The organism is Winogradskyella litorisediminis (assembly GCF_042675765.1).
GTDB classification, from domain to species: domain Bacteria; phylum Bacteroidota; class Bacteroidia; order Flavobacteriales; family Flavobacteriaceae; genus Winogradskyella; species Winogradskyella litorisediminis.
The window spans coordinates 38,580-62,713 of the sequence record NZ_JBHTJL010000015.1; the positions used below are offsets into that span (position 1 = coordinate 38,580).

The 24,134-nt window shown below is 32.2% G+C and carries 27 protein-coding genes; 19 read left to right on the top strand and 8 right to left on the bottom strand.

Annotated elements, in window-relative coordinates:
* The first annotated feature begins 2 nt into the window (after positions 1 to 2).
* Together ACFQ1Q_RS10690 and ACFQ1Q_RS10695 are read left to right on the top strand one after the other, a co-directional pair.
* Complete coding sequence (locus tag ACFQ1Q_RS10690; protein WP_386131088.1) at positions 3 to 1,382, top strand: serine hydrolase domain-containing protein; 1,380 nt, start codon at positions 3 to 5, stop codon at positions 1,380 to 1,382.
* Positions 1,383 to 1,459: 77 nt separating this feature from the next.
* Entirely contained in the window at positions 1,460 to 1,780 is a 321-nt protein-coding gene (locus ACFQ1Q_RS10695) for a YtxH domain-containing protein (protein ID WP_386131091.1), read from the top strand.
* Between the two features lie 56 nt (positions 1,781 to 1,836).
* Here ACFQ1Q_RS10695 and ACFQ1Q_RS10700 read toward each other — a convergent pair whose 3' ends face one another.
* The 3 genes from ACFQ1Q_RS10700 to ACFQ1Q_RS10710 are packed head-to-tail and all read right to left on the bottom strand — an operon-like array spanning position 1,837 to position 2,868.
* On the bottom strand, positions 1,837 to 2,469 hold the full coding sequence (locus ACFQ1Q_RS10700; RefSeq protein ID WP_386131093.1) for an alpha/beta hydrolase: 633 nt from the start codon (positions 2,467 to 2,469) through the stop codon (positions 1,837 to 1,839).
* Positions 2,470 to 2,527: 58 nt separating this feature from the next.
* The gene (locus ACFQ1Q_RS10705; RefSeq protein WP_386131096.1) at positions 2,528 to 2,701 is read right to left on the bottom strand and encodes a hypothetical protein; all 174 of its coding nucleotides are present in this window, start codon (positions 2,699 to 2,701) and stop codon (positions 2,528 to 2,530) included.
* Positions 2,698 to 2,868 carry a hypothetical protein gene (locus ACFQ1Q_RS10710; protein ID WP_386131099.1) on the bottom strand — a complete coding sequence of 57 codons (171 nt, stop codon included), beginning with the start codon at positions 2,866 to 2,868 and terminating at the stop codon, positions 2,698 to 2,700. The genes ACFQ1Q_RS10705 and ACFQ1Q_RS10710 overlap by 4 nt, the downstream gene beginning before the upstream one ends.
* Before the next feature lie 224 nt (positions 2,869 to 3,092).
* Between ACFQ1Q_RS10710 and ACFQ1Q_RS10715 the strand changes: the two genes are divergently transcribed.
* From ACFQ1Q_RS10715 to ACFQ1Q_RS10735, 5 genes are all read left to right on the top strand, one after another.
* Entirely contained in the window at positions 3,093 to 3,518 is a 426-nt protein-coding gene (locus ACFQ1Q_RS10715; protein ID WP_386131101.1) for a PaaI family thioesterase, read from the top strand.
* Positions 3,519 to 4,634 (top strand): chorismate-binding protein, encoded by a 1,116-nt coding sequence (locus tag ACFQ1Q_RS10720; protein WP_386131104.1) that lies wholly within the window; start codon positions 3,519 to 3,521, stop codon positions 4,632 to 4,634.
* Positions 4,635 to 4,666: 32 nt separating this feature from the next.
* The gene (menD, locus tag ACFQ1Q_RS10725) at positions 4,667 to 6,424 is read left to right on the top strand and encodes a 2-succinyl-5-enolpyruvyl-6-hydroxy-3-cyclohexene-1-carboxylate synthase (protein ID WP_386131107.1); all 1,758 of its coding nucleotides are present in this window, start codon (positions 4,667 to 4,669) and stop codon (positions 6,422 to 6,424) included.
* 90 nt (positions 6,425 to 6,514) lie between these two features.
* Positions 6,515 to 6,853: a DUF2853 family protein gene (locus ACFQ1Q_RS10730; RefSeq protein ID WP_386131110.1), complete on the top strand. Its 339-nt coding sequence runs from the start codon at positions 6,515 to 6,517 to the stop codon at positions 6,851 to 6,853.
* A gap of 126 nt (positions 6,854 to 6,979) precedes the next feature.
* The gene (locus ACFQ1Q_RS10735; protein ID WP_386131113.1) at positions 6,980 to 7,810 is read left to right on the top strand and encodes a CvfB family protein; all 831 of its coding nucleotides are present in this window, start codon (positions 6,980 to 6,982) and stop codon (positions 7,808 to 7,810) included.
* Here ACFQ1Q_RS10735 and ACFQ1Q_RS10740 read toward each other — a convergent pair.
* Positions 7,803 to 8,213 carry a hypothetical protein gene (locus ACFQ1Q_RS10740; protein ID WP_386131116.1) on the bottom strand — a complete coding sequence of 137 codons (411 nt, stop codon included), beginning with the start codon at positions 8,211 to 8,213 and terminating at the stop codon, positions 7,803 to 7,805. The genes ACFQ1Q_RS10735 and ACFQ1Q_RS10740 overlap by 8 nt on opposite strands.
* A 327-nt stretch (positions 8,214 to 8,540) precedes the next feature.
* Here ACFQ1Q_RS10740 and ACFQ1Q_RS10745 point away from each other — a divergent pair, with 327 nt between their 5' ends.
* From ACFQ1Q_RS10745 to ACFQ1Q_RS10770, 6 genes are all read left to right on the top strand, one after another.
* Positions 8,541 to 9,371 (top strand): 1,4-dihydroxy-2-naphthoyl-CoA synthase, encoded by an 831-nt coding sequence (locus ACFQ1Q_RS10745; protein WP_386131305.1) that lies wholly within the window; start codon positions 8,541 to 8,543, stop codon positions 9,369 to 9,371.
* A gap of 12 nt (positions 9,372 to 9,383) precedes the next feature.
* A complete protein-coding gene (gene menA / locus ACFQ1Q_RS10750; protein ID WP_386131119.1) occupies positions 9,384 to 10,289 on the top strand; it encodes a 1,4-dihydroxy-2-naphthoate octaprenyltransferase in 906 nt (301 codons plus the stop codon).
* A gap of 97 nt (positions 10,290 to 10,386) precedes the next feature.
* Positions 10,387 to 11,079: a DUF2490 domain-containing protein gene (locus ACFQ1Q_RS10755; protein WP_386131121.1), complete on the top strand. Its 693-nt coding sequence runs from the start codon at positions 10,387 to 10,389 to the stop codon at positions 11,077 to 11,079.
* 45 nt (positions 11,080 to 11,124) lie between these two features.
* Positions 11,125 to 11,913 carry a carbonic anhydrase family protein gene (locus tag ACFQ1Q_RS10760; protein ID WP_386131124.1) on the top strand — a complete coding sequence of 263 codons (789 nt, stop codon included), beginning with the start codon at positions 11,125 to 11,127 and terminating at the stop codon, positions 11,911 to 11,913.
* A 9-nt stretch (positions 11,914 to 11,922) separates the two neighbouring features.
* Positions 11,923 to 12,267: a hypothetical protein gene (locus tag ACFQ1Q_RS10765; protein WP_386131126.1), complete on the top strand. Its 345-nt coding sequence runs from the start codon at positions 11,923 to 11,925 to the stop codon at positions 12,265 to 12,267.
* A gap of 42 nt (positions 12,268 to 12,309) precedes the next feature.
* Entirely contained in the window at positions 12,310 to 12,429 is a 120-nt protein-coding gene (locus ACFQ1Q_RS10770; RefSeq protein WP_386131129.1) for a mechanosensitive ion channel domain-containing protein, read from the top strand.
* A 64-nt stretch (positions 12,430 to 12,493) separates the two neighbouring features.
* Here ACFQ1Q_RS10770 and ACFQ1Q_RS10775 read toward each other — a convergent pair whose 3' ends face one another.
* On the bottom strand, positions 12,494 to 13,285 hold the full coding sequence (locus ACFQ1Q_RS10775; RefSeq protein WP_386131132.1) for an SDR family oxidoreductase: 792 nt from the start codon (positions 13,283 to 13,285) through the stop codon (positions 12,494 to 12,496).
* 96 nt (positions 13,286 to 13,381) lie between these two features.
* On the opposite strand from ACFQ1Q_RS10775, the gene ACFQ1Q_RS10780 reads away from it, so the two are divergent.
* The 5 genes from ACFQ1Q_RS10780 (at position 13,382) to ACFQ1Q_RS10800 (ending at position 20,585) form a co-directional block, all read left to right on the top strand.
* Positions 13,382 to 14,419 carry an o-succinylbenzoate synthase gene (locus ACFQ1Q_RS10780; RefSeq protein WP_386131135.1) on the top strand — a complete coding sequence of 346 codons (1,038 nt, stop codon included), beginning with the start codon at positions 13,382 to 13,384 and terminating at the stop codon, positions 14,417 to 14,419.
* Positions 14,420 to 14,421: 2 nt separating this feature from the next.
* Positions 14,422 to 15,357 carry a CPBP family intramembrane glutamic endopeptidase gene (locus tag ACFQ1Q_RS10785; protein ID WP_386131138.1) on the top strand — a complete coding sequence of 312 codons (936 nt, stop codon included), beginning with the start codon at positions 14,422 to 14,424 and terminating at the stop codon, positions 15,355 to 15,357.
* Positions 15,357 to 16,436, top strand: a complete 1,080-nt coding sequence (locus ACFQ1Q_RS10790; RefSeq protein ID WP_386131141.1) for an AMP-binding protein — start codon at positions 15,357 to 15,359, stop codon at positions 16,434 to 16,436. The genes ACFQ1Q_RS10785 and ACFQ1Q_RS10790 overlap by 1 nt, the downstream gene beginning before the upstream one ends.
* A gap of 93 nt (positions 16,437 to 16,529) precedes the next feature.
* Entirely contained in the window at positions 16,530 to 17,141 is a 612-nt protein-coding gene (locus ACFQ1Q_RS10795; RefSeq protein ID WP_386131144.1) for a hypothetical protein, read from the top strand.
* Positions 17,142 to 17,162: 21 nt separating this feature from the next.
* The gene (locus ACFQ1Q_RS10800; RefSeq protein WP_386131146.1) at positions 17,163 to 20,585 is read left to right on the top strand and encodes a carboxypeptidase-like regulatory domain-containing protein; all 3,423 of its coding nucleotides are present in this window, start codon (positions 17,163 to 17,165) and stop codon (positions 20,583 to 20,585) included.
* A 53-nt stretch (positions 20,586 to 20,638) separates the two neighbouring features.
* Here ACFQ1Q_RS10800 and ACFQ1Q_RS10805 read toward each other — a convergent pair whose 3' ends face one another.
* From ACFQ1Q_RS10805 to ACFQ1Q_RS10815, 3 genes are all read right to left on the bottom strand, one after another.
* Positions 20,639 to 21,496, bottom strand: coding sequence for an OmpA/MotB family protein (locus ACFQ1Q_RS10805; protein WP_386131149.1), 858 nt, complete (start codon positions 21,494 to 21,496; stop codon positions 20,639 to 20,641).
* Positions 21,497 to 21,583: 87 nt separating this feature from the next.
* Entirely contained in the window at positions 21,584 to 22,588 is a 1,005-nt protein-coding gene (locus tag ACFQ1Q_RS10810; RefSeq protein ID WP_386131151.1) for a glycosyltransferase family 2 protein, read from the bottom strand.
* Positions 22,585 to 23,031 (bottom strand): type I restriction enzyme HsdR N-terminal domain-containing protein, encoded by a 447-nt coding sequence (locus ACFQ1Q_RS10815; protein WP_386131154.1) that lies wholly within the window; start codon positions 23,029 to 23,031, stop codon positions 22,585 to 22,587. The genes ACFQ1Q_RS10810 and ACFQ1Q_RS10815 overlap by 4 nt, the downstream gene beginning before the upstream one ends.
* 90 nt (positions 23,032 to 23,121) lie before the next feature.
* On the opposite strand from ACFQ1Q_RS10815, the gene holA reads away from it, so the two are divergent.
* Positions 23,122 to 24,126 (top strand): DNA polymerase III subunit delta, encoded by a 1,005-nt coding sequence (holA, locus tag ACFQ1Q_RS10820; protein ID WP_386131157.1) that lies wholly within the window; start codon positions 23,122 to 23,124, stop codon positions 24,124 to 24,126.
* Positions 24,127 to 24,134: the final 8 nt, after the last annotated feature.

Below are 24,134 nucleotides of genomic sequence, written 5' to 3' on the forward strand. Positions count from 1 at the left end.
CAATGAAAAAGCAATTCATCTTTTTATTTGTTTCTTTTTTTTCGTTAAGCATTTTATCGCAAAGCAATAGAGCGCAGCGATTAGACAGTTTGTTTACAGCGCTATATGAAAAAAATCAATTTAATGGTAATGTCTTAGCTGCTGATAAAGGCGAAGTAATTTTCAAAAAAAGTTACGGAAACGCATCAGAAAATCCAGTAGTAAAGTTAAATACAGAAACTATTTTTGAATTGGCTTCAGTTTCTAAACAATTTACAGCTATGGGAATCGTAACCCTTCAAAAAGCTGGTAAATTAGATTATGATGATAAAATTTCGAAATACATTCCTGAATTAGATTTTTATGGTGACGTAACTATTAGAAACTTGCTCAACCATACTGGCGGATTACCAGATTACATGAACTTGTTTAGCGAAAAATGGGATAAATCTAAATTTGCTACAAATGAAGATATTGTAAAGCTTATGGCAGAGCATAAGCCAGATGCCAATTTTCAACCAGGCGATAAATTTGAGTACAGCAATACAGGTTATGCACTTTTAGCAACAATAATAGAACGCGTATCAGAAAAATCGTTTGCGGAACATCTGGCAGAAACTATTTTTAAACCTCTTGGTATGACTAATACATTTGTGTATAGAAGCCGATTTGAGCCAAGGGAAATAGACAATATTGCTTTAGGTTATATAGCTGACGAAACGGGCTATAAAGTGCGTCCGGAGCATTATGGCAAAGAAATTCCCTTTTACTATCTCGATGGAATTGTAGGTGATGGCATGGTCAATTCTACTTTAGAAGATTTATTAAAATGGGACAGAGCTTTATACACAGATAAATTAGTAAATGAAAATGATAAAACACAAATTTTTGGTATTGCCAAAACAAACGACGGAAAAGAGTCTGGTTATGGTTTTGGTTGGGGAATAGGTACATCAAAAACTTATGGACGAATAGCAAATCATTCGGGTTCATGGGCAGGAAACCTGACCTTTATTGAGCGCCAAGTAGATAATGATAAAACATTTATTATACTTCAGAATAATGATACAGGACTTAATGTTTTACCTCAAAAAGAAGTTCGAAAAATTTTAAATAATGAAGGGTTAGGTAACAAAAAAACTATAGAGTTATCCGCTGAAGATTTAAAAAAATATGAAGGTACGTATAGCAATGAAAATTTCCCGATTAAGATAAAGTTCTTTGTAAAAGATGGCGTTTTAATGGGACAGGGCGAAGGACAAGGCGCATTTCCACTTGATGCTTATCCTAACCATAATTTTAAGTTTGAACCAGCAACAATTGATTTAACATTTAATCTTGAAGAAAACATAATTAACTTTACTCAAGGTGGACAAAGTTTTGTGTTTCAGAAAGATAAATAAGAAATTTAATTTTGTACTTGTAACAAATCTTATGGTTTAGCGTCATATAATTACACAACAATTAAAAAACAAAAATTATGATTCATATTCCAGCATTATTATTGGGTACTGCTATTGGTACAGGTATTGGTATGTTAATTGCTCCAGAAAAAGGCAGTGATACCAGAGATAAATTAAAAAAAGAAGGTAAAGAAGTTAAAGACCAATTGGTTTCAGATTTTAAAGAAGTAAAAGAAGACGTTTCTAAAGCAGCCGCTTCAGGAAAAGAAAAGCTAAGTGAAGACATTGAGGATATAAAAGTAAAGGCAAGTCAAAAGGCAGAACAAGCGATTATTTTTTTAGAAAAGCAATTAGCAATCCTAAAAGAAAAAAATAAAGCATTGCAGAACCCTGCTTAGACTTTTAATATCAAATATTAGACCTTTCAGATTTATGAAAAATCTGAGAGGTTTTTTTATACCAAATTATTTATATAATCTACATTCACCACATGTTTCCCATCAAAAGGTAGAATATCTAACCTATTTCCAAACAAATTCTCTGCGCGTTGACGCTCAATTTTAATTCGAGCTTCATCGAGATATTCATCTTCGGTGCCATAAATAAGTTTCACTTTACAATCCGAATTTAAAAACTTAAAATCATCGGCAGTTAACTCCTTTGGTATTCCGCCAGAATGTAAAACCAATTGTAGAGGTTGTAATTGGCGTTTTACCACATATCTCGAAGCAATACTCACACCTTGAGAATAACCAAATATGATTAAGTTTTTATCCAATGGAACTGTCTCGTTCTCTAAAACAGCATCCAAATAATTTAATATATTATGCATTCCCATCTCCGTATTTTCCCGGGTTAACCAATTGGCACCAACATGCATTTTTGGCTGAATGTAATATTTACTCGGCGCTTCTAAAGCAATGATGTAGTTTTCATCGGCATTTAGGTCTTTAAAATATCGTAAAAAGTATTTACTTAAATAGCCCATGCCATGGAAAACAAGCCAAATGTTTTTTGTGGAAGCACTTAGTTTATTTAGTGTTTCATAAGTATTTTTTGAAGAATAAGTAACCTCTTTTCTATTCATAACTGATAACCTTCTAATTAGGTATCAAATATAAATTTAAAGCTTCAAAAAAATGCTTTTAGTTAGAGTTGTCTCTATTAGCTTCATTATACTCATCAAAAATTTCTTCTTCCGTTAAGTTTGGATAATGATTTTCTTTTTGCTTTTTGTGCGAATTATTGATGTTCCAAAATGTAAAATAAATGTAGATGGCAAAAATTATTGCCCCAATTAATAAAAATCCTTTGCTCATGTCGTTCGTCTTTGTCTAATTGCTATTGCAAATAATAATATGGTTGCCGGCCAATGTGCAGAATATCTCGCTTCTTCGGTCATTCCTAAAAGTCCCAAACTTACTGAGTAAAGTAAACAGATAAACGCAAGAATAACAGGATACCACTTTAAAAAAAATTTTTTCATTTGTTGATAGTTAAATTGTTCATTTTAAATTTACTACATTAAAGATTTGACTATTAACTCTATTGCATTTAGGATTGATAGATTAACATAAGATTAGCGTTTTGCTAAAAGTTCTATTTTTTATCACTTAAAATTTTATTAAAAAACAGCTTTATTTTTTTCATTTTCGTTTTTAGTTCATGCTTTCAGTATCTTTGTATAACAAAAAATAAGGTAAAAAAAGCATGCAAATATCTAAAGAAGACTTACTCTTAAAAGCCAATGCCGCAAGTAAAAACACATTGATGGAAACTTTATCCATTGAAATTGTTGACTTTACAGAAGATACACTTACGGCTCGTATGCCAGTAACACCAAAAGTGCATCAACCAGATGGTGTTTTACATGGTGGTGCAACAGCAGCTTTAGCAGAAAGTGTTGGTAGTTTTGCGTCGCATATTTTTATAAATACAGATGAATTTTTTGTGCGCGGACTAGAGATTACAGCTAATCATTTAAAAAGTATAAAAGATGGTTATATCTATGCTAAAGCATCGTTTTTGCACCGCGGGCGTACGACGCAATTATTAGACATTCGTGTAACGGACGAAGCTGACAATCTCATTTCTATTTGTCGATTATCAACCATTTCACTTCCAAAAAAGAAGTAAATGACAGAAGCTATTTTTTTTAATAAGCTTGAAAAACAGTATGCCGCTAAATTGCCATTTGTGGTTTATAGCCGACCTATAAATTCGATAATAAAATGCTGGTTACAAAAAGACGAAAAGCTTTATGAAACTTCCGATTTTGAAGAAAGTGGTTTTGTGTTTTCACCTTTTAATATTGAAAATTCTTCGATTTTACTACCAGAAAGTAAATGTGAACACCATGTTTTAGAAATCGCGAATTTAATGGTTAACGAAATTACCAAAACTCAACTCGAAGTTAATTCTAAAGGAAAAGATGCTCATATAGATTTGGTAAGCAAAGGCATCGATACTATTAAAAGTGGTACACTTGAAAAAGTAGTTTTGTCGCGTTATGAGGAGCATTCGTTTACTGAAAATCCGATTGTCATTTTTAAGCGATTATTCAACACTTACAAAAATGCGATGGTGTATTGTTGGTACCATCCAAAAGTAGGTTTGTGGTTAGGAGCAACTCCAGAATTGCTATTTAAAGTTGAAGGTCAACAACTCACTACGATTTCTTTAGCGGGAACACAAGCATATAATTCTGATGGTTTACCGAATTGGACAAAAAAAGAACTCAAAGAACAACAGATTGTAACCGACTATTTGGCTGAGCAAATTTCACCATATACAGAGAATACTAAAATTTCAGATGTCGAAACCATCAGAGCTGGAAATTTGTGGCATCTAAAAAGCCGTTTGATAAGTCGTGTTAAAAAAACTTCAAATTTAAAATCAATTATTGAAGCTTTGCATCCAACACCAGCAGTTTGCGGTTTTCCTAAATCTAAGGCAAAACAGTTTATACTTCAAAATGAAAATTATAATCGCGAATTCTATACTGGTTTTTTAGGCGAATTAAATTTAAAATTATCAAAGACTCGAAACACCAATCGCCGCAATGTTGAGAATAATGCTTACACAGTTGTTAAAAAACAATCAAATTTTTATGTCAATTTGCGCTGTATGCAAATTCTTGACAGTAAAGCAAGAATCTATGTAGGTGGAGGAATTACAAAAGGTTCTATTGCAGAAAAAGAATGGAGAGAAACCCAAAACAAAGCCAAAACTATGGGTAATATTTTGGGATAAGACAGTAAGAAATTCCGTATCTTTGACTGTAGATGAACTACTCCAAAATTCCATTAGCGCAGACCGTTGTAACCTTATGCAAAACGCATAATATTAAGCATATTGTTATTTCTCCAGGAAGCAGAAACGCACCTTTAACAATTGGTTTTACTCATGACGATTTTTTTAAATGTTACAGCATTGTAGATGAACGCTGTGCCGCTTTTTTTGCAATGGGTATTGCGCAGCAAACTCAAGAGCCAACCGTGGTTGTTTGTACTTCTGGTAGTGCATTATTAAATTATTTTCCTGCAGTTTCAGAAGCTTATTATAGCAGAATACCCTTGGTCGTCATCTCAGCAGATAGACCGCCACATTTGGTAGATATTGGAGACGGACAAACCATAAAACAAAAAAATGTTTACGGTAAACATGTGTTTCATAATGCCAATTTAAAATTAGACATATCAGAAGCTCAAAATTCTAATGAAAATGATAATGCGTCTTTTTTTAATAAATTAGAAAAAAGTTTAGGTAAAATTTCTAGTCAACAAAACACTGTTCAGTCAAAAAACGAAACGAAAATTCACAAAGCCTTACACGCAGCTGTTATAAATTCTGGCCCAGTTCATATCAATGTTCCTTTTGATGAACCTTTATACGAACGTGTCAATGCCTTAACCATTAGTCCAAAACCTTTTAGATTGCCAAATCTTGAAGAAGATATTGATAAAGTTTTAATTGAAGATTGCAGAAAAAAATGGGCAAATGCCAAACGTAAATTGGTTTTGGTAGGAGTTTTGCAACCTAACAGTATTGAACAACGTTGGTTAGATGAATTGGCTAAAGATGATAGTGTAATTATTCTTACCGAAACGACATCAAATTTACACCATAACGATATTTTTCCTGGAATTGATAAATTGATTTCTGCTTTTGACGAAGAAGATTTTATAAAATTTCAACCTGAAATATTGGTAACATTCGGAGGTTTAATAGTTTCGAAACGTATTAAACGTTTTTTAAGAAATTACAAACCTGTAAGCCATTGGCACGTGGACTTACACCATGCAAATGACACCTTTTTCGCTTTAAAAAAACATATACAATTAAAGCCAAACACTTTCTTAGAATTACTTTTAAGCATATCAAAAACTACAAAAAGTGATTATAAGCCGTACTGGTTAAAAACAAGAGCTAGACGTCGTTTAATGCACGATAATTATTTAAAAAGTATTCCGTTTTCAGATTTTACGGTTTTTAATTCTGTTTTAAAATCGGTACCAGAAAATAGTCAATTACAAGTAGGAAACAGTTCTGCTATACGCTATACGCAGTTGTTTCAATTATCAGACACAATCACAGTATTTTGTAACCGAGGTACAAGTGGTATTGATGGCTGTACAAGTACAGCAATTGGTGCAGCAACAGTTACTGACAAGCGTGTTACTTTTATCACTGGTGATTTAAGTTTTTTGTATGATAGTAATGCTTTGTGGAATAATTATATCCCAAATTCATTTCGAATAATTGTTATTAATAATAACGGCGGTGGAATTTTTAGAATTTTGCCGGGACACAAAAACACTGAAAATTTCGATAAATTTTTTGAAACAAAACACCAACTAGACGCTTCGCATTTAAGTAAAATGTTTGGTTTTGAATATGTTGCAGCCCATAATCAAGATGATTTGAAAAATGCTTTAAAGAGTTTTTATTCGATTTCGGACCAACCAAAACTACTCGAAGTTTTTACACCTTCAGCGTTGAATGATTCAATATTGTTGGATTATTTTCAATTTATAAAGTAGTAAAATTCTTAATTTTTTTTAACTCATTGATTTTGAATGCCAAAATTACTATCTTTAAAAGATAATAGTATTAACCAAAAAAATATAAACATGAGTAAAAGAGACGACCTTATTGTAAAATATGCTGCAGACCTTAAAGAAAAATGTGGTATGACGCCAGATATGGATTTACTAACTAAAGTCACTGTAGGTTTAGGACCATCTATTTACAATGCAGATTCAGCTACTGTTTCTGGCTCTGATGAAAAGGAATTAGCAACAGTAAAAAATAATTTTTTAATCAAAAAACTGGGCTTAAAAGATAGTCCAGATTTAGATAAAGCTATCGATAGTGTTATTGAAACCTACGGCCGCTCTAACCGAAATAAATACAGGGCTGTTATCTATTATATGTTGACAAAGCACTTTAATAAAGAGTCTGTTTACTAAGATTTTTAGGTATATAAATTAAAAGCGTTAATGTCTATTCATTAGCGCTTTTTCATTTGCGCTAATTTCTCTTTAGTATCATACAATTTTCTTTTAGTATATCATATATATGAATACCTTTGCGACATGATACATTTAGGCAAATACAATAAACTAACCATTTTACGTGATACTGAACCGGGTTTATTTTTGGGAGATAATGAAGAAAATGAAATTCTCTTACCAAACCGTTATGTTCCAGAAACTTTCGAAATAGGAGACCAGATAGAAGTTTTTGCGTATTTAGATAATGAAGAAAGACCCGTAGCCACAACTGATAAACCATACATAAAACGAGGGGATTTTGCTTTGCTACGTTGCAATCAGGTTACCAAGTTTGGTGCATTCTTAGATTGGGGTTTAGTAAAAGAATTATTTTGTCCGTTTAAAGAGCAAGCTTTTAAAATGAAAGCAGGTGGTTGGTATTTAGTGCATTGTTATTTAGATGATGAGACTGAACGCTTAGTAGCATCAAGCAAAACAATGCGTTTTTTGGATAATAAAGAATTGACTGTTGAGGTATTTGAAGAGGTAGATTTAATAGTTTCTCATCCGTCAGATATTGGTATGAATGTTATTGTTAATAAAAAGCATTTGGGATTAGTCTTTAGAGATGAAATATTTAAAGACATCAGTGTTGGTGATAAGCTAAAAGGAATTGTCAAAAAAATTAGACCAGGAAATAAACTAGATATCTCTTTGAGTCAGACAAGTTACCGCGCTATAGAACCAAATGCGCAGACCATCTTAACTGTTTTGGGGGATAACAACGGCTTTTTGCCTTTAAATGATAAGTCTGCGCCTGATTCCATAAAAAATGTGGTGCAAATGAGTAAAAAAAGCTTTAAAAAAGCCATTGGCTCATTATATAAATCTCGTAAGATTGAAATTAAAGATGATGGTATTTATCTTAAATAGAGTGATTTAAATTTTCTTCAACCCACATAATTGCTTCATCTAGCACTTTAAAAATTTTACGATTGTAAGTAAAAAATTGATTTTCGACTTCAAAAACACCTTTTGCAAACAAAGCGTCCGAAACAACGGCATAAGCCTTTAAATTAGGAAATAACCTATTAAAATGTTTTGCGTCGATTAGATTAAGAGAATAGCTATGTGTACGATTAGCTATAAAACCAAAATCTTTATCTGAAAAATGTTTTGATATAAGTCTTGAGGTTTCCTTGAAATTTTCAAAATCAATGGTGATGCCTTCGTTAAACTCACCAATAACAAATTTTTCAAAAAAGTATAATTTACCAATATTTACATCCTGAAAATCAATCAGTTTCGGTAAATTTTTATACTCTGTTATAGACATAGTTTCTTATTTTTCAGCATGCAAATTTACTATGCAAGCATAATATATTTAGCGATTTTATCAAGTTTAACGTAAATCATAAATTTTATTGAATGACTTAAAGGCGCTTGTTGAGAATTTCTTAAAATTCAATGTAAAAATTTAAATAAAACATAACTTATTGGTAAGCAATGTGTTGTATGTGGTTTTACTACAACGTTGTCTTAAGTTAATAACTAATGCTTATCAAAAATATTATCTCTTATTTTAGTTATAATTCAAAGATTTAAAACATTAATTCTTCTTATTTTTACATTTCGTTAATAATCTTTAATTGCTATGAGTGATATAAAATGGGTTACAGCAAAAACGTACGAAGACATTACATACCAAAAATGTGATGGTGTTGCTCGTATAGCTTTTAACAGACCCAATGTTAGAAATGCATTTAGACCAAAAACAACCTCTGAATTATACGATGCTTTTTACGATGCCAATGAAGATGTAAATATTGGTGTTGTACTTCTAAGTGCCGAAGGTCCATCAACAAAAGATGGTATTTGGAGTTTTTGTTCAGGTGGCGACCAAAAGGCTCGAGGTCATCAAGGTTATGTAGGAGACGATGGATATCATAGATTAAATATTCTAGAAGTTCAACGATTAATAAGATTTATGCCAAAAGCTGTTATTGCTGTAGTACCTGGTTGGGCAGTTGGTGGTGGACATAGTTTGCATGTAGTTTGCGATTTGACATTGGCAAGTAAAGAACATGCCATTTTTAAACAAACAGACGCAGACGTTACAAGTTTTGATGGCGGCTATGGCTCTGCATATTTAGCAAAAATGGTCGGTCAGAAAAAGGCAAGAGAGATTTTCTTTTTAGGAAGAAATTATTCAGCTCAAGAAGCTTATGAAATGGGAATGGTTAATGCCGTAATTCCACATGAAGAATTAGAATCTACAGCTTACCAATGGGCTCAAGAAATTTTGGCAAAATCTCCAACGTCTATAAAAATGCTAAAATTTGCAATGAATTTAACTGATGATGGCATGGTTGGTCAGCAAGTGTTTGCTGGAGAAGCTACACGTTTAGCTTACATGACAGACGAAGCAAAAGAGGGAAGAGATGCGTTTTTAGAAAAACGTAAACCAAACTTTCCAAAAAAATGGATTCCTTAGATTTCAAAATTTATGAATAATCTAAAACCTTGGATTTCTGCAATGCGCTTGCGCACTTTACCATTATCTGTATCTGGAATTATTTTAGGAACTTGTTTTGCGGCATACAATGGACGTTTCAATATTTTTGTTCTCATATTAGCTATACTAACGACTATGAGTTTGCAAGTATTATCTAATTTAGCAAACGATTATGGAGATGGTGTAAGAGGCACTGATAATGATGATAGAGTAGGTCCACAGAGAGCTATCCAAAGTGGAGAGATTACACCAGAACAAATGTTTGAAGCTATTAAAAAAAATATCTTAATAGTTATTGGGCTGACATTATCTCTTGTATACGTTGGTCTCGGTCATCAACATTTTTTGTATGCATTACTTATTATTGGTCTTGGAGGCTTATCAATTTATGCTGCTATAAATTATACAATGGGAGATTCTCCTTACGGGTATAAAGCGTTGGGTGATGTTTTTGTATTTATTTTTTTTGGTTTTGTAAGTGTTTTTGGTACCTATTTATTAAATATAAAAGGTTTTGACCATATTTTAATTCTTCCCGCAACAGCACTAGGCTTACTGAGCGTCTCAGTTTTAAATCTCAATAATATGCGAGATTTAGAAGAAGACAAAAAAGTTGGAAAAATAACACTAGCCGTAAAGTTGGGAAAAAACCAAGCAAAAAACTATCATTATTTTTTGATAATTGGAGCAATGGTAACTACGATTCTCTTTAGCATATTGTATTATGTTGAACCTTATAATTTCTTGTATTCATTAGCATTTATCCCATTAATAAAGCATCTTTTAAAAATTAAAAATGCTAAAGTGCCATCAGATTTCGATAGTCAATTAAAGGTTATCTCGCTTACTACTTTTATCTTCTCAATTCTATTAGGAGTAGGTTATTTACTTTATTAATCAAATTGTTTAAAATAGTTAATTTTTAGTTAAACAAAACATGTCATATAAAATAATGATAGTAATACTATTATATTTGCGGTAAAATATATCGTATATGAAATTAAAAATATTATTACTTTTATTGTTTGTTGCATCTACAAGCTTAAATGCTCAAACAAATGTAGATGAATCACAGACTGGTACATGGTATATGTACTTTTACAATCATCAATTTAAAGACAGTCAGTTTGGTATTCAAGGTGATTTTCAATATCGAGATTGGCAAGGATTAGGTGACATGGAGCAATTACTATTACGCTCGGGCTTCACATTTACTCCAAAAGATACCAAATTGAAGTTTACTTTAGGCTTTGCAAATATTACTTCTGGTGTTCCTGGCGAAAATGATGATACAAGCAATGAAAATCGTATTTATCAAGAAGCTTTATTTCCTTCAAAATTTGGTCGTTTTCATTTAACACATCGTTTTAGATACGAACAACGCTTTGTCGAAAACCAAGATTTTAGAACACGTTATCGTTATAATTTGTTTTTAAATATCCCAATAACAAATAAGGATTTTAGTCCTAAAACAATTTATGCAGCGCTCTACAATGAGTTGTTTATCAATGGTCAACAAGATATAGGTAATGGTAGAACAGTTGAACTTTTTGACAGAAACCGAACCTATCTCGGATTTGGTTATGTGCTCAATGATGAGATAAGATTTCAATTAGGCTGGATGAACCAAAAAACCGATAATTGGGGTAAAGGCCAATTACAATTCAGTATGCATCACAATTTTTAAACAACAGTTAATTCAATTTTTAAAAAAATTTAAACCAAAATCAAAATGAAAAAAATATTAAATTTAGTGGCTATCGTAGCCTTAACAATTGGTTACACATCATGTAAAGAAGTTTCAGCGGATACAACAAGTAAATCTGATAAAGTTGTTGAGGTATCAGATACTTCGAATACAGCAATACCGCAAAACCCAATAAAAAGTATTTTAACTGCAGAAGAGCAGGCAGACATGACACCAGACGAAATCATTGGTCGTCTTAAAAAAGGAAATGAAAACTTTATGCGTAATAATTTAACACGCAGAGACCACTCTGCACAACGCGTAAATGCCATGTTAGGTCAATATCCAAAGGCTATTGTGTTATCTTGTGTAGATAGTCGCGTGCCAGTTGAAGACGTATTTGATTTAGGTATTGGAGATATATTTGTAGCGCGTGTAGCTGGTAATATAGAAAACGCTGATATTGTTGGTTCTATGGAATTTGCGACAGCTGTTGCAGGTTCAAAATTAGTAATTGTTATGGGTCATACTTCTTGTGGTGCTGTTAAACATGCAGTTGATAATACTGATGCCGCTTCTATGGAAATGAATTCTCTTCAAAATTTATTGGACGAAATTAAGCCATCAATTGTAAGAACCGAACTTAAGGAAGGTGAAAAATCTTCTAAAAACGTTGAGTACACTAATAATGTAATTACAACCAATGCCATTCAGACTGTTGAGGATATACGTAAACGTTCTCCAAAAATGGCAGCTCTAGAAAAAGAAGGAACTATAAAAATTGTTCCTGCAGTTTACGACATGGAAACTGGAAAAGTAGAGTTTATCAAATAACATTTTTCCATGGAATTACGCTATGTAAGATTCATAGAGACAATCGTCGCAATAGCTATATTTATAGTTTTGCGGCGTATTGTCTTTAATATCATAGCCAAAACATTACTAAATAAACCGATTCACCAATCTAGAGGCGTAATCATAAAAAAAGTTTTAAACGGTGCTTTTACGCTTTTACTTATTGCTTTTGTGCTTGTTATTTGGGGCGTTAGGCAATCAGATTTGCTCGTTTTTCTTGGGTCTATTTTAGCCGTTGTTGGCGTAGCTTTTTTTGCACAATGGTCTTTGTTATCAAATATTACATCGAGTATAATTATTTTCTTTAACCATCCTGTAAGGCTTAATGATTAAATAGCTATTTTAGAAGTAAAAGATTATATCTTAGAAGGAAAAGTGGTAAGTATAGGTTTGTTTTTTGTAACCTTACAAACTAGCGATTTAAGTGAAATTACTCTACCTAACAATGTCTTTATTCAGAAAAGTATTAAAAACAATTCACATAATGATATTTAAGAATAATCGAAAAAATCTAAAATAAAACCTCTCAAAATGATGCCAAAAATGGGCATCATTTTTTTCAGCGTACTTTACTCTTGGTAACAACTTTATGTAGTAATCTTGGAAAAAATCGTTTTAACCATATACCCATAGTTTCTTTTCCACCAATGTAAGCTTCAAACTTTTGCTTAGAAATCGCTTTGAGCATACGTTTAGAAAATTCATCTGTTGACAATCCATTTTCCGTAGCTTCATCTAAAGTATTTAATTTTGAGCCATCACCTGTCAGTGCATTTTTAGACACGTCGGTGTTTACAAACCCAGGACAAATCATAGTGACTTTGATATTATCCTTTTCATGCTCCATGCGCAAAACATCAAAAAAACCGTGTAGTGCATGTTTTGCGCCGCAATAGCCAGAACGGTAGGGCGAACCAAATTTACCCATTAAACTCGTAACTGTAACATACTGACCATACTTATTTTTTATAAAATGTGGTAATAAGGCCTTAGATAATGCAACAGTACCTAAATAGTCAATTTCCATCAGTTTTTTATCAACTGAAATATCTGTATCTATAATTAGAGAACGTTGGCTGATGCCGCCATTGTTAATTAAAATATCAACTTTTCCGAATAACTGAATGGCATTTTGTGCAACCGGTTTCATCATATCGTAATCGGCCAAATCAAAGGCAAGAATTTTTACTTCAGAAACAAAACTGCATTGCGACTTTACAGTTTTTAAAACATCTTCTCGTCTCGAGGATAAAATAAGTTTGCATTGATGATTAGATAATTCTAAAGCTAAAGCTTTTCCAATTCCGCTAGACGCGCCTGTTATCCAAATGACTTTATCCTTAAAAAACATCTTCTTTATTTTAGATTTTAAAAGTAGAAATTATCTCTTATTTCTGACTTGTAAATTTCAATTTTTGAAGTTGAAATTAATTATCTTTGATTTTCTATGACAAAAGCAAAATACCAGCAATATATTTTAAATTTTAAAAGACCAAGCGGAACATCGCGAGGTGTGATGTCTACTAAAGAAACATGGTTTATTTATCTTGAAAGAAATGGAAAAATTGGTATTGGCGAATGTGGCATACTTCGAGGACTTTCGGTAGATGACCGACCAGATTACGAAGAAAAATTACAATGGGCTTGCCATAATATAAATTTAGGTTTAGAGCTTCTGTTGGCAGAACTTATTGAGTTTCCAAGTATCCAGTTTGGTTTAGAAATGGCATTTATGTCTTTAGAAGCCAATAATAAATTTGAATTGTTCCCTTCAGAATTCACAAAATCTCAAGCCAATATCGAAATTAATGGTTTAATTTGGATGGGAGATGAAGCTTTTATGCGACAGCAAGTGGTGGAAAAAATTGAGTCCGGTTTTAACTGCATAAAAATAAAAATTGGAGCAATTGACTTTCAAACTGAGTTAGATATTTTAAAATCTATCCGAAAAGAATTTTCAGTTTCAGATATAGAATTACGCGTTGATGCTAACGGTGCTTTTCAACCTAATGAAGCATTAGAAAAACTCCAGCGGCTTTCAGAATACCAATTACATTCTATAGAACAACCAATAAAACCTAATCAGTTTGAAGATATGGCACGTTTGTGTGAAACTTCGCCTTTAGCCATTGCTTTAGATGAAGAATTGATTGGCGTTTTTACTTTAGATAAAAAGGAAGAAATCATTTCAATTATACAGCCACAATACATCATTTTAAAACCAAGTTTAATAGGAGGTTTTAAAGGCAGTCAAGAATGGATAAACACAGCTGAACAGCATAGTGTAAATTGGTGGATAACCAGCGCCTTAGAAAGTAATGTTGGATTAAATGCAATTGCGCAATGGACGTTTACTTTAAAAAATAAAATGCCACAAGGCCTAGGTACAGGTTGTTTGTTTACCAATAATTTTGATACGCCATTAATAGTAAAAAATGGTACTTTGCAATACGATAAAAACTTAAGTTGGAATTTTAATATTTAATAATGAATTATATACAACAAGCCTATAAAGGAAAACTAGAAATATGGATGGTAATTTTAACTACAGCCATAGTTTCAGGAGTATTTGTACTCAATTTTATTTTCTATTTGTTTGTATCACCGGAAGAACTTGATGCATCATACGAGATGATGAAACAATGGGATTCAAATTTGATGCTAGTTCTTAATTTGGGCTTATTTGTGCCTCTAATTTTATTACTTTTTGTGTTTGTAAAATTCATACATCAAAGAAGTATTGTATCTCTTACAACATCCAGAAAAAAGGTAGATTTTAAAAGGATATTCTTCTCGTTTTTTATGATTGTTGTCTTTACATTAGGAACATTCGCAATCGGTTACTACTACGATTCGTCCGATATTGAAATGCAATTTAATCCTGGACGTTTCGCCATTTTATTTATAATTAGTGTTATTCTATTTCCTTTTCAGATTGGTTTAGAAGAGTATTTATTTAGAGGATATTTGATGCAGCATATTGGAGTAATAGTTAAAAATAGATGGTTTCCTTTGATATTAACTTCAATTTTATTCGGAATTATGCACAGTGCAAATCCTGAAGTTGCTGAAATAGGTTATTTTAAAATGATGATTTTTTACGTTGGTACAGGATTATTATTAGGAATAATGACCTTAATGGACGAAGGTTTAGAACTCGCTTTAGGCTTTCATTTTGGTAATAATTTAATGGCTGCTTTGCTTATAACTTCAGATTGGTCAGCACTGCAAACCGATGCTATTTTTAAGAACACAGCAGAACAAGGTGTTAGTACAGTTGCAGAAATAATTGCGCCTGTTCTAATTGTATATCCAATTATGCTTTTAATCTTATCTAAAAAGTATGGCTGGACCAATTGGAGAGACAGACTCTTTGGAAAAGTTGCGCCACCACCAAAAGAAGATTATAAGGTATTAGATTAATGGCGCCTAGCTACAAAAATATCCACGCTCGTTTTAGATATAACGGTAAAATTTATAGCCGAAAAGAATTTCAAAATCTTGCACATAGTTTAGCCGAAAGTAATGAAGCTTTTGAAGAATCTACAGGCAAATTTTTAATAGATTGGTTAGATGACAGTGAGTTTATTTTTGTAAATACATCTGGCTCAACAGGAACTCCAAAAAAAATTAAGATAGCCAAACAAGCCATGGTGAATTCTGCCATAGCAACTGGTAATTTTTTCAACTTAAAACCTGGAGATTGTATCTTAAATGTTTTACCAAGTCATTACATCGCTGGTAAAATGATGTGGATTCGTGCAATGATTTTAGGTTTAGATATGGATGTGGTTACACCAACATCTCATCCGCCTTTTGATACAAAAAAGCATTATGATTTCTCGGCAATGGTACCATTGCAACTGGCTAATGTTATAGAAAAAACTTCAAATATTAAAACCATTATTATTGGTGGTTCAAGTATTCCAAAAACACTTTTAAAAACTATTGAGTCTGCTTCTTCTTCATTCTATGAAACCTATGGAATGACAGAAACCGTAACGCACATTGCCTTAAAGCGACTTAAATCTAAATCTCAAAATAGTCAAGACTATTTTAAAGCATTACCAAACGTAAAATTTTATCAAGACGATAAAGATTGCCTTAAGATTGAAGCTCCAAAAATTTCTAAAGATGTATTGGTTACCAATGATATTGTCGATTTAAAATCTGAAACAGAATTTAAATGGCTTGGCAGATATGATAATGTTATCAACTCTGGAGGAATCAAGGTATTTCCTGAGCAAATAGAGAAAAAGCTCCAACCATTAATATCGTCTCGTTTTATAATAGCTTCAAAATTTGATTCTATTTTTGGGGAAAAAGTTATTCTTATTGTTGAAAGTGAAGCTTTAGATACCTTAGAAATAAAAGAAAAAATCTCAAATTCTGGTCTACTTTCAAAATTCGAAATACCAAAAGACATTTTCTTTGTAAAGTCGTTTGTTGAAACCACAAGCGGAAAAATTCAAAGGCAAAAAACCATAAACTCTATTTTATAGGTGTTTACTCATTAAACCCTAAGCTTCACTCATTCTGTATTTTATAAGACTAGCATTGCTGTTAGTTTTACTTCAACTTAAAAATACAGAACCATGAAAAAACTAATTCAATGTGTTGTTTTACTGATAACATCAGTGCAACTCAGCAGTCAAGAACGCCAAATCGAAACCGAATCTGTAACTTTAGATAACCTATTTACATTTGTTGTAGACCATTTTGAAGAAGATGGCAATCCGCAAAATGTTACGTTTTTATTAAAAACTCATGAAGGTAATTTTTCTGATGAAGATAAATTTGTATTGAAACAAACCTTCAAAATACTTTCAAAACGCCTTACCGAAGACGATTTTATTAGCATTGCGACTTATAATCATTATAGCGGAATTGCCCTAACAAAAACATCAGCAACAGACTTAAAAAAATTGTTATATGCTGTTGAACATCCAAAGGAAAGCATTGAAGCTTTTGCACGCGATGGTATTGAATTTGCCTATAAATATGCTGATGTTAACTACGAGGAAGACTATGATAATAAAGTAATAATGATTCGTCTTCCAGAACGTAAAAGTTCAGTTGCTTCAAATTTGTCTGCAACTCAAAACGCAGAAACTTTAACAACTACAAAACCCAAAGGTACTGGCGCAGCAGTAGTTTTATCTGCTTTGGCCTTACTTCCAGACATCATTCAAGTTATTAAAAATTAAAAACCAATAAATACACTCAATATGAAACGATTATTACAGATTATTACAATTCTATTTGTGGCTTTTGGCCTCAACGCGCAAAATTCACCAAAAGTTAACATAGGTAAGAACAAAGAGTTAAAACTTAGTAAACTTTCTGTGAACGCTGAGATTTCTGGTCAGTACGCAAAAGTGACTTATGATATGACATTTTATAACGGATTGAACCGAATTTTGGAAGGTGAATTGGCTTTTCCGTTAGGTCAAGGACAGACCGTTTCTCATTTGTCTATGGATTTAAACGGATATCTTCGTGATGCTGTCATAGTCGAAAAAGAATTAGGACGCGTTGCCTATGAAAACACGATTGAGCAACGCATTGACCCAGCACTCTTAGAGCAAACCAAAGGGAATAATTATAAAGTTAGAGTGTATCCGATTCCTGCTAAAGGCTACAAACGTATCGTTTTAAGCTATGAGCAGAGTCTGCAATCTGAAAACGATAATTATTTATTAGAATTACCATTCGATTTTAAAACGCGATTAGATAATTTTGAGTTGAATGTTGTTCAAAATTCAAAAACTCAGATGCCAATCGTTGATGGTTATTTTGAAAATAAATTGAATTTTAAAAAATTTAAAGGAAAATTAATTGCCAAGTTAAAGCAAGATAATGCAAGTGTAAAAAAGAGTTTAAAGCTCTCTATTCCTATAGAAACTGAAAGTTCAGTATTAGTAAAGGACGATTATTTTTATTTCAATCAAATCATTACTGCACAACCTCGAGTAAAAAAGAAACCAGAATCTCTAACACTACTTTGGGATTCATCTTATTCAATGTTGTACAAAAACAAAGCAAAGGAAATTGAGTTATTGGACGCTTACTTGAAGAAATTGAATAACGTGTCAATTGATTTGGTTGTTTTCAGTAATACCATTATTAAAAAGCAATCTTTTGTCGTAAAAAACGGAAATTGGGAAGCACTTAAAAACAGTCTTGAAGCCGTAGTCTATGATGGCGGAACATGGTACAGCAATTTACCAATCGTAAATAATGAAGAGGTTATTTTGGTTTCTGATGGTATGTTTAATTTGGGTGGATTATCTACCAAAAATATCAAAAGATTATACGCCATTAATTCTGTAAAATCTGCTAATCATCAAATTCTTGAAAAAGAGGCTAATACTCTTGGCGGAAGCTATGTTAATCTCGTTAGAGAATCAACATCGAATGCTATCAACAAACTCCTAAATGAACCATTACAATTTTTAGGTGTTAAAGACAATAATAGAGTTTTTGAAGTCTATCCAAAATCTGGAACAATTATAAATGGTAATTTTTCAATTGCTGGGAAACACTTTAATTCTGGTGCTGTTCAGTTACTATTTGGTTACAACGGAGAAGTAACAGATTCTGCTTTTATCGATATTGAAAACGGTATTCAGTCTGATATCGCACAACGACTTTGGTCTAAGCAAAAATTGAAAACGCTACTAAATAATCAAGAGGAAAACAAAGATTTAATTATTATGCATTGCCAAGAACATCATTTAATTTCTCCATACACATCTATGATTGTGTTAGATAGAGTAGAAGATTATGCACGATATAAGATTGAGCCTCCAAAAGAATTATTAGCACAATATAATAGACTTATTAGAAATAATAAGCAGCAAGAAGTTGCTGAAAATAAAAGAATTAATGAACGAAAAGAAGATTTAAAAGATGAATATGAAGATATTATTGCGTGGTACAATAAAGATTTTTCTGTTAAGCCAAAAGTAAAATCTCATTCTCAAAAAACCACATCGATGACTACAAATTCTACTGAAATAAATTCGACATCAATTTCTGCTAATAGAAATAATTTTGATGCAAGTAAACCGAACATTTCTGGTACTGTGACATCTCAAACTGATAGATTGCCGTTGCCTGGTGTAAACGTCTACGTAAAAGGAACTACTCGAGGCACTCAGACAGATTTTGATGGTAAATACCAGATTAATGCAGAAACTGGTGAAACTATTGTTTTTTCATTTGTAAGTATGGAGACTTTAGAAATGAAACTTACAAATCTTAATTCTATAAATGTAAGCATGAAAGAAGATTCAGCGTCTTTGGATGAAGTTGTAATAACAGGTTATTCTACAACAACGAAGGCAAAATCTTCTGTATCTTCGGTTAGGGTATCATCGGAGACTATCCAAAATAGACCAAATGCTAGTTTTGTACAAACACTTTCTGGTCAAGTTCCTGGGTTGAATATAACAAAATCTAGTGGTCAACCTGGTGGAAGTAGTTTAGTGCAATTAAGAGGTGTTGGTTCCATAAGTGGTAATATACAACCATTGTTCGTTGTAGATGGTGTTCCAGTTTCGGAAGATAATTTTAGAAATTTAAGTCCAGATGAAATAAAAAGTATATCAGTTTTGAAAGATGCAGGAGCAACTGCAATTTATGGTAGTCGAGGTGCAAATGGAGTAATAGTAATTAGTACAAAAGAAGGAGCTGAAAATAATGCAGAAGCCATTTCACAATTAGAGAAAAAAATTGGAGAACAAACTAAACTTAAATCTTGGCAAAAAAACGCACCTTATTTGGCATTGTTAAATGAGCAAACAAATATAGATACGGCTTACGATTTGTATTTAGAATTAAGAGCAGAATACCATAACATGCCATCATTTTTTGTTGATGTTGCTGAATATTTTGAAACAAAAAACAACAAAGAATATGCATTACGTATTGTTTCTAATTTAATTGAAATTGAATTAGATAATCACGAATTAATTAGAGCATTAGCATATAAATTAGAGGCTTATAAAGAATTTGATTTGGCTGTTCATGTCTATAAAGAAGTCCTCAATTTAAGACCAGAAGAGCCACAATCTTACAGAGATTTAGCTTTAGCTTATGAAGCTGCAGGAGATTACAAAAGTGCTTATGATATGTTCAATGCTATTGTAGAAGGTGAGTTACTTGAAAAAGACCAAAGAAACAGATTCAGCGGAATAGAAAAGATTGCTTATACAGAGATGAGTAGATTGGTACATACTAAATCAGAATTAAGTAAATATCGTGATGAAATAGCAAAGCTAGATTCGGACATAAGAGTCGTTATCGATTGGAATCACAATAATACAGACTTAGACTTACATATCAAAAATCCAAACGGAGACGAGTTGTACTATGGAAAAAAGACATCAAAATTTGGAGGCATAATATCTGATGATTTTACTGATGGATATGGTCCTGAAACCTTTAAGCTTAAAAAAGCTACCAAAGGCAAGTATGAGATTAGTGTGGTTTACTTTTCGGATGATGTTCAGAAAATTATTGGCCCAACAAGTCTCAAGGTTACAGTTTTTAGAAACTACGGCAAACCCAACGAAACTAAAGAAGTCAAAGTTTATAGACTTACAGACAAAGAAGGCAATATTGAAGCTAAGACATTAATCATCTAACAAAAAAAAACCCGATGCAATCGCATCGGGTTTTTTTATACTTCTTAAAAATATTAGTTTCCAGCAGAAAGATTTTTCATCTCTTCTTCAACCATTTCGTAAAATTGGTCAATTTTAGGTAAAACTACAATTCTTGTTCGTCTGTTTTTTGCTCTATTTTCGGCAGTATCATTTTCAACTAAAGGTACGTGGTAACTTCTACCAGCTGCAATTAATTGTTGTGGATTAACTTTTAAGTCTTCTAAAACTCTAACAACAGATGTTGCGCGCTTTACACTTAAATCCCAGTTATCTACTAATGGTGGCTTGTTATATGGTACATTGTCTGTATGAGACTCAACCATGGCTTCAAAGTTTGGTTTGCTATTAATAACTTTTGCAACCTTAGCTAAAACTTCTTTTGCTCTTGTAGTTACATTATAGCTACCGCTTTGAAATAATAATTTATCAGCAATAGAAATAAAAACAACACCTTTTTCTACGTTAACCTCGATATCTGGGTCGTTAATACCAACTTCTTTCTTTAAGCTAGTTACTATTGCCAATGTTACGCTATCTTTTCTGTTTAAAGCATCTTGCAAACGCGTAATTTTTAAATCTCGTTCTTGTAAAGACTCTAAAGATTTTTCAAGATTTTGTGCACCTTTGCTTGTTAATTCAGTCAAATCTTGAGAGCTTTTTATTAAAGCTTCGTTGCTACGACGCATGTCTGCTAATTGCTCTTTTAAACCTTCTAAACGTGCTTGTGCCGCAGTTTTATCCGTTAAACACGCATTTAATTTTACAGTTGCGCTATTTAATAAATCTTGAGTTTCTTTTTGTTTTTCTTGTAATGCTAAATAATCTTTTTTAGAAACACATGCTGTTAAGATTAACAATGCTCCTAAACCTAGAATGATTGATTTTTTCATAATTTTTATTATAGTTTTAAATAGTCGTTACAAAGCTATACAAAACCAAGCCTAATCATAACTCGATTAACACAAATTTTAACACTATTATAATTGGTCAAAGGTTTTCTTTTTTTGAACGAAATACGACCAAACTATAGAATTTGTATGCCAATAATCTTTAGAGTGTAAAATTGCTTTCCGTTGGTTTATTAAACGAGGTAATGCCTTGTAAAATTGAAAATGCGCTTTTAGAATAGCAAAAAAGTGTGAAGATTTTCCTGAGAATAAAAATCTTAGTGCCGCCGCGCCATCCAAAGACATCCTAATTATAACGCGACCTAGTAAATTTTTGTTTGTATTTTTTACTAACGTAAATAGGCTATTTCTAAAGTTTAACAATGTTTTTTTTGAGTTGGTATTACTCAAAGTAGCTCCACCAACATGATAAATGGTTGAATCCGAAACAAAAAAGCACATTATCCCATTATTAAATGCTCGCCAGCATAAATCTATCTCTTCCATATGGGCAAAAAAATGCTCATCAAATCCATTTAAAGACTTAAAATTCTCGTTTTTTATAAATAAGCAAGCGCCAGATGCCCAGAAAATCTCCGAATTTTGATTGTATTGATTATTATCTTCTTCAATCGCGTTAAAAATACGTCCTCGACAATACGGATAACCATATTTATCAATAAACCCACCAGCAGCGCCAGCATATTCAAAATGTGTTTTTTGTTTGAAGTCTAAAATTTTAGGCTGAATAATTCCTATTGAAATATCAGAATTATAAGTATTTAAAATAGGTTGAAGCCAATTCTCTGTAACTTCAATATCACTATTTAATAAGCATAATATAGGTTCATTTACTTGTTGAAGCGCTTCGTTATAACCTTTGGCATAGCCACCATTTTCTAAGTTCTGAATGATTTTAATTTCAGAATAATTAGTTTTTAAAAAACCTATAGAATCATCGGTAGATGCATTATCTGCGACATATATATTTGCATCTTTTGAAAAGCTTACTACCGAAGGTAAAAATTGCTCTAAAAGTGCTTTTCCATTCCAATTAAGAATAACAACGGCAATATCTTTTGTTTCAAAATTCATAATTTATAATCTGGAATATCTTGAAGAAAACTATATTTTTCATTTTCAAAATCCATCTGACAATAATAGTGATTTAATCCGTTGGTAACCATTAAAAACGTAGCATTTAAAGCCATGTTGTAACGCGCAATTTGGTCGAAAGTCGTTTGATTGATACTTATTTTTGGTGCTTTGCATTCTACAATTAAAAAAATAGAACCATCAGAATTAAAAATCACGATATCATAACGTTTTTTTAAGCCGTTAACAGTCAATTCTTTTTCAACATTTATCAATGACTTAGGAAATTTTTTTACTGATATTAAATAATGCACACAATGTTGCCGTACCCATTCTTCGGGTTGTAAAACCACAAATTTTTTGCGTATTATATCAAAAATAGAAACTTTATTTTCTGTACTTTTGAAACGGTAGTCGAACTTTGGAAAATTAAGGTTTTGCACACCACAAAGGTAATTTTCAATATTCAAATACCAAATCTCAAATTCATTCTTTTGGAATTTAGATTCTGATATTTGAAATTTTACAAACACTTGGACGAAGCAAAAAAAATAGTCACAGACATTAGAAATGGTCAAATTAGTCCCATTTATTTTTTAATGGGAGAAGAAGCCTATTATATCGATAAAATTTCTGAGTATATTGAGGACAATATTTTAGATGAATCTGAAAAAGGTTTTAATCAAATGGTGCTTTATGGTCGTGATGTGGCTATTGATGATATTGTGAGTAATGCTAAACGGTATCCTATGATGGCAGAACGCCAGGTGGTTATTGTAAAAGAGGCTCAAGATTTAAGTCGACATATCGAAAAATTAGCCGATTACGTTAATAATCCGCAACCAACAACTGTGTTGGTAATTAATTATAAATACAAGAAAATAGACAAGCGTAAAGCGTTGTACAAAGCGTTAAAGAAAAACGGAATTGTCCTAGAGAGCAAAAAACTCTATGATAATCAGGTACCAGATTGGATTCGTCGCGTGCTTGCTGGTCAAGGTTATAAAATAACACCTAAAGCAGCACAAATGCTGGTTGAATTTTTAGGTACTGACTTGTCTAAAATTGAAAATGAGCTAAATAAATTAAAGATTGTTTTGCCAAAAGGCTCTCAAATTACACCCGAAGCGATTGAAGAAAACATTGGCATAAGCAAAGACTTCAACAATTTTGAGTTACGAAAAGCAGTTGGTGAACGCAATATGGCCAAGGCGTTTAGAATTGTAAAATATTTTGGAGATAACCCAAAAGACAACCCAATGGTGGTTACGGTATCTTTGTTATTTAACTTTTTTTCGCAGTTATTGCATTATCACGGGCTAAACGATAAGTCACCACGCAGTGTCGCTTCGGCTTTAAAAGTCAATCCTTATTTTGTAAGTGAATATTCTGAAGCAGCAAGAAATTTCCCAATGAAAAATGTGAGTAGAGCAGTTGCCCTTTGTAGAGAATTTGATGTTAAAGGAAAAGGTGTCGGCGCTAATGCAACACCTCAAGGTGATTTGTTGAAGGAGCTTTTGGTTAAGATTTTTGGATGATAATTTTT

Excerpts from the sequence above, each read along its gene's own strand:
- ACFQ1Q_RS10690 (WP_386131088.1), top strand. The coding sequence starts at position 3 with ATGAAAAAGCAATTCATCTTTTTATTTGTTTCTTTTTTTTCGTTAAGC.
- ACFQ1Q_RS10695 (WP_386131091.1), top strand. The coding sequence starts at position 1,460 with ATGATTCATATTCCAGCATTATTATTGGGTACTGCTATTGGTACAGGT.
- ACFQ1Q_RS10700 (WP_386131093.1), bottom strand. The coding sequence starts at position 2,469 with ATGAATAGAAAAGAGGTTACTTATTCTTCAAAAAATACTTATGAAACA.
- ACFQ1Q_RS10705 (WP_386131096.1), bottom strand. The coding sequence starts at position 2,701 with ATGAGCAAAGGATTTTTATTAATTGGGGCAATAATTTTTGCCATCTAC.
- ACFQ1Q_RS10710 (WP_386131099.1), bottom strand. The coding sequence starts at position 2,868 with ATGAAAAAATTTTTTTTAAAGTGGTATCCTGTTATTCTTGCGTTTATC.
- ACFQ1Q_RS10715 (WP_386131101.1), top strand. The coding sequence starts at position 3,093 with ATGCAAATATCTAAAGAAGACTTACTCTTAAAAGCCAATGCCGCAAGT.
- ACFQ1Q_RS10720 (WP_386131104.1), top strand. The coding sequence starts at position 3,519 with ATGACAGAAGCTATTTTTTTTAATAAGCTTGAAAAACAGTATGCCGCT.
- menD (WP_386131107.1), top strand. The coding sequence starts at position 4,667 with ATGAACTACTCCAAAATTCCATTAGCGCAGACCGTTGTAACCTTATGC.
- ACFQ1Q_RS10730 (WP_386131110.1), top strand. The coding sequence starts at position 6,515 with ATGAGTAAAAGAGACGACCTTATTGTAAAATATGCTGCAGACCTTAAA.
- ACFQ1Q_RS10735 (WP_386131113.1), top strand. The coding sequence starts at position 6,980 with ATGATACATTTAGGCAAATACAATAAACTAACCATTTTACGTGATACT.
- ACFQ1Q_RS10740 (WP_386131116.1), bottom strand. The coding sequence starts at position 8,213 with ATGTCTATAACAGAGTATAAAAATTTACCGAAACTGATTGATTTTCAG.
- menA (WP_386131119.1), top strand. The coding sequence starts at position 9,384 with ATGAATAATCTAAAACCTTGGATTTCTGCAATGCGCTTGCGCACTTTA.
- ACFQ1Q_RS10755 (WP_386131121.1), top strand. The coding sequence starts at position 10,387 with ATGAAATTAAAAATATTATTACTTTTATTGTTTGTTGCATCTACAAGC.
- ACFQ1Q_RS10760 (WP_386131124.1), top strand. The coding sequence starts at position 11,125 with ATGAAAAAAATATTAAATTTAGTGGCTATCGTAGCCTTAACAATTGGT.
- ACFQ1Q_RS10765 (WP_386131126.1), top strand. The coding sequence starts at position 11,923 with ATGGAATTACGCTATGTAAGATTCATAGAGACAATCGTCGCAATAGCT.
- ACFQ1Q_RS10775 (WP_386131132.1), bottom strand. The coding sequence starts at position 13,285 with ATGTTTTTTAAGGATAAAGTCATTTGGATAACAGGCGCGTCTAGCGGA.
- ACFQ1Q_RS10780 (WP_386131135.1), top strand. The coding sequence starts at position 13,382 with ATGACAAAAGCAAAATACCAGCAATATATTTTAAATTTTAAAAGACCA.
- ACFQ1Q_RS10785 (WP_386131138.1), top strand. The coding sequence starts at position 14,422 with ATGAATTATATACAACAAGCCTATAAAGGAAAACTAGAAATATGGATG.
- ACFQ1Q_RS10790 (WP_386131141.1), top strand. The coding sequence starts at position 15,357 with ATGGCGCCTAGCTACAAAAATATCCACGCTCGTTTTAGATATAACGGT.
- ACFQ1Q_RS10795 (WP_386131144.1), top strand. The coding sequence starts at position 16,530 with ATGAAAAAACTAATTCAATGTGTTGTTTTACTGATAACATCAGTGCAA.
- ACFQ1Q_RS10800 (WP_386131146.1), top strand. The coding sequence starts at position 17,163 with ATGAAACGATTATTACAGATTATTACAATTCTATTTGTGGCTTTTGGC.
- ACFQ1Q_RS10805 (WP_386131149.1), bottom strand. The coding sequence starts at position 21,496 with ATGAAAAAATCAATCATTCTAGGTTTAGGAGCATTGTTAATCTTAACA.
- ACFQ1Q_RS10810 (WP_386131151.1), bottom strand. The coding sequence starts at position 22,588 with ATGAATTTTGAAACAAAAGATATTGCCGTTGTTATTCTTAATTGGAAT.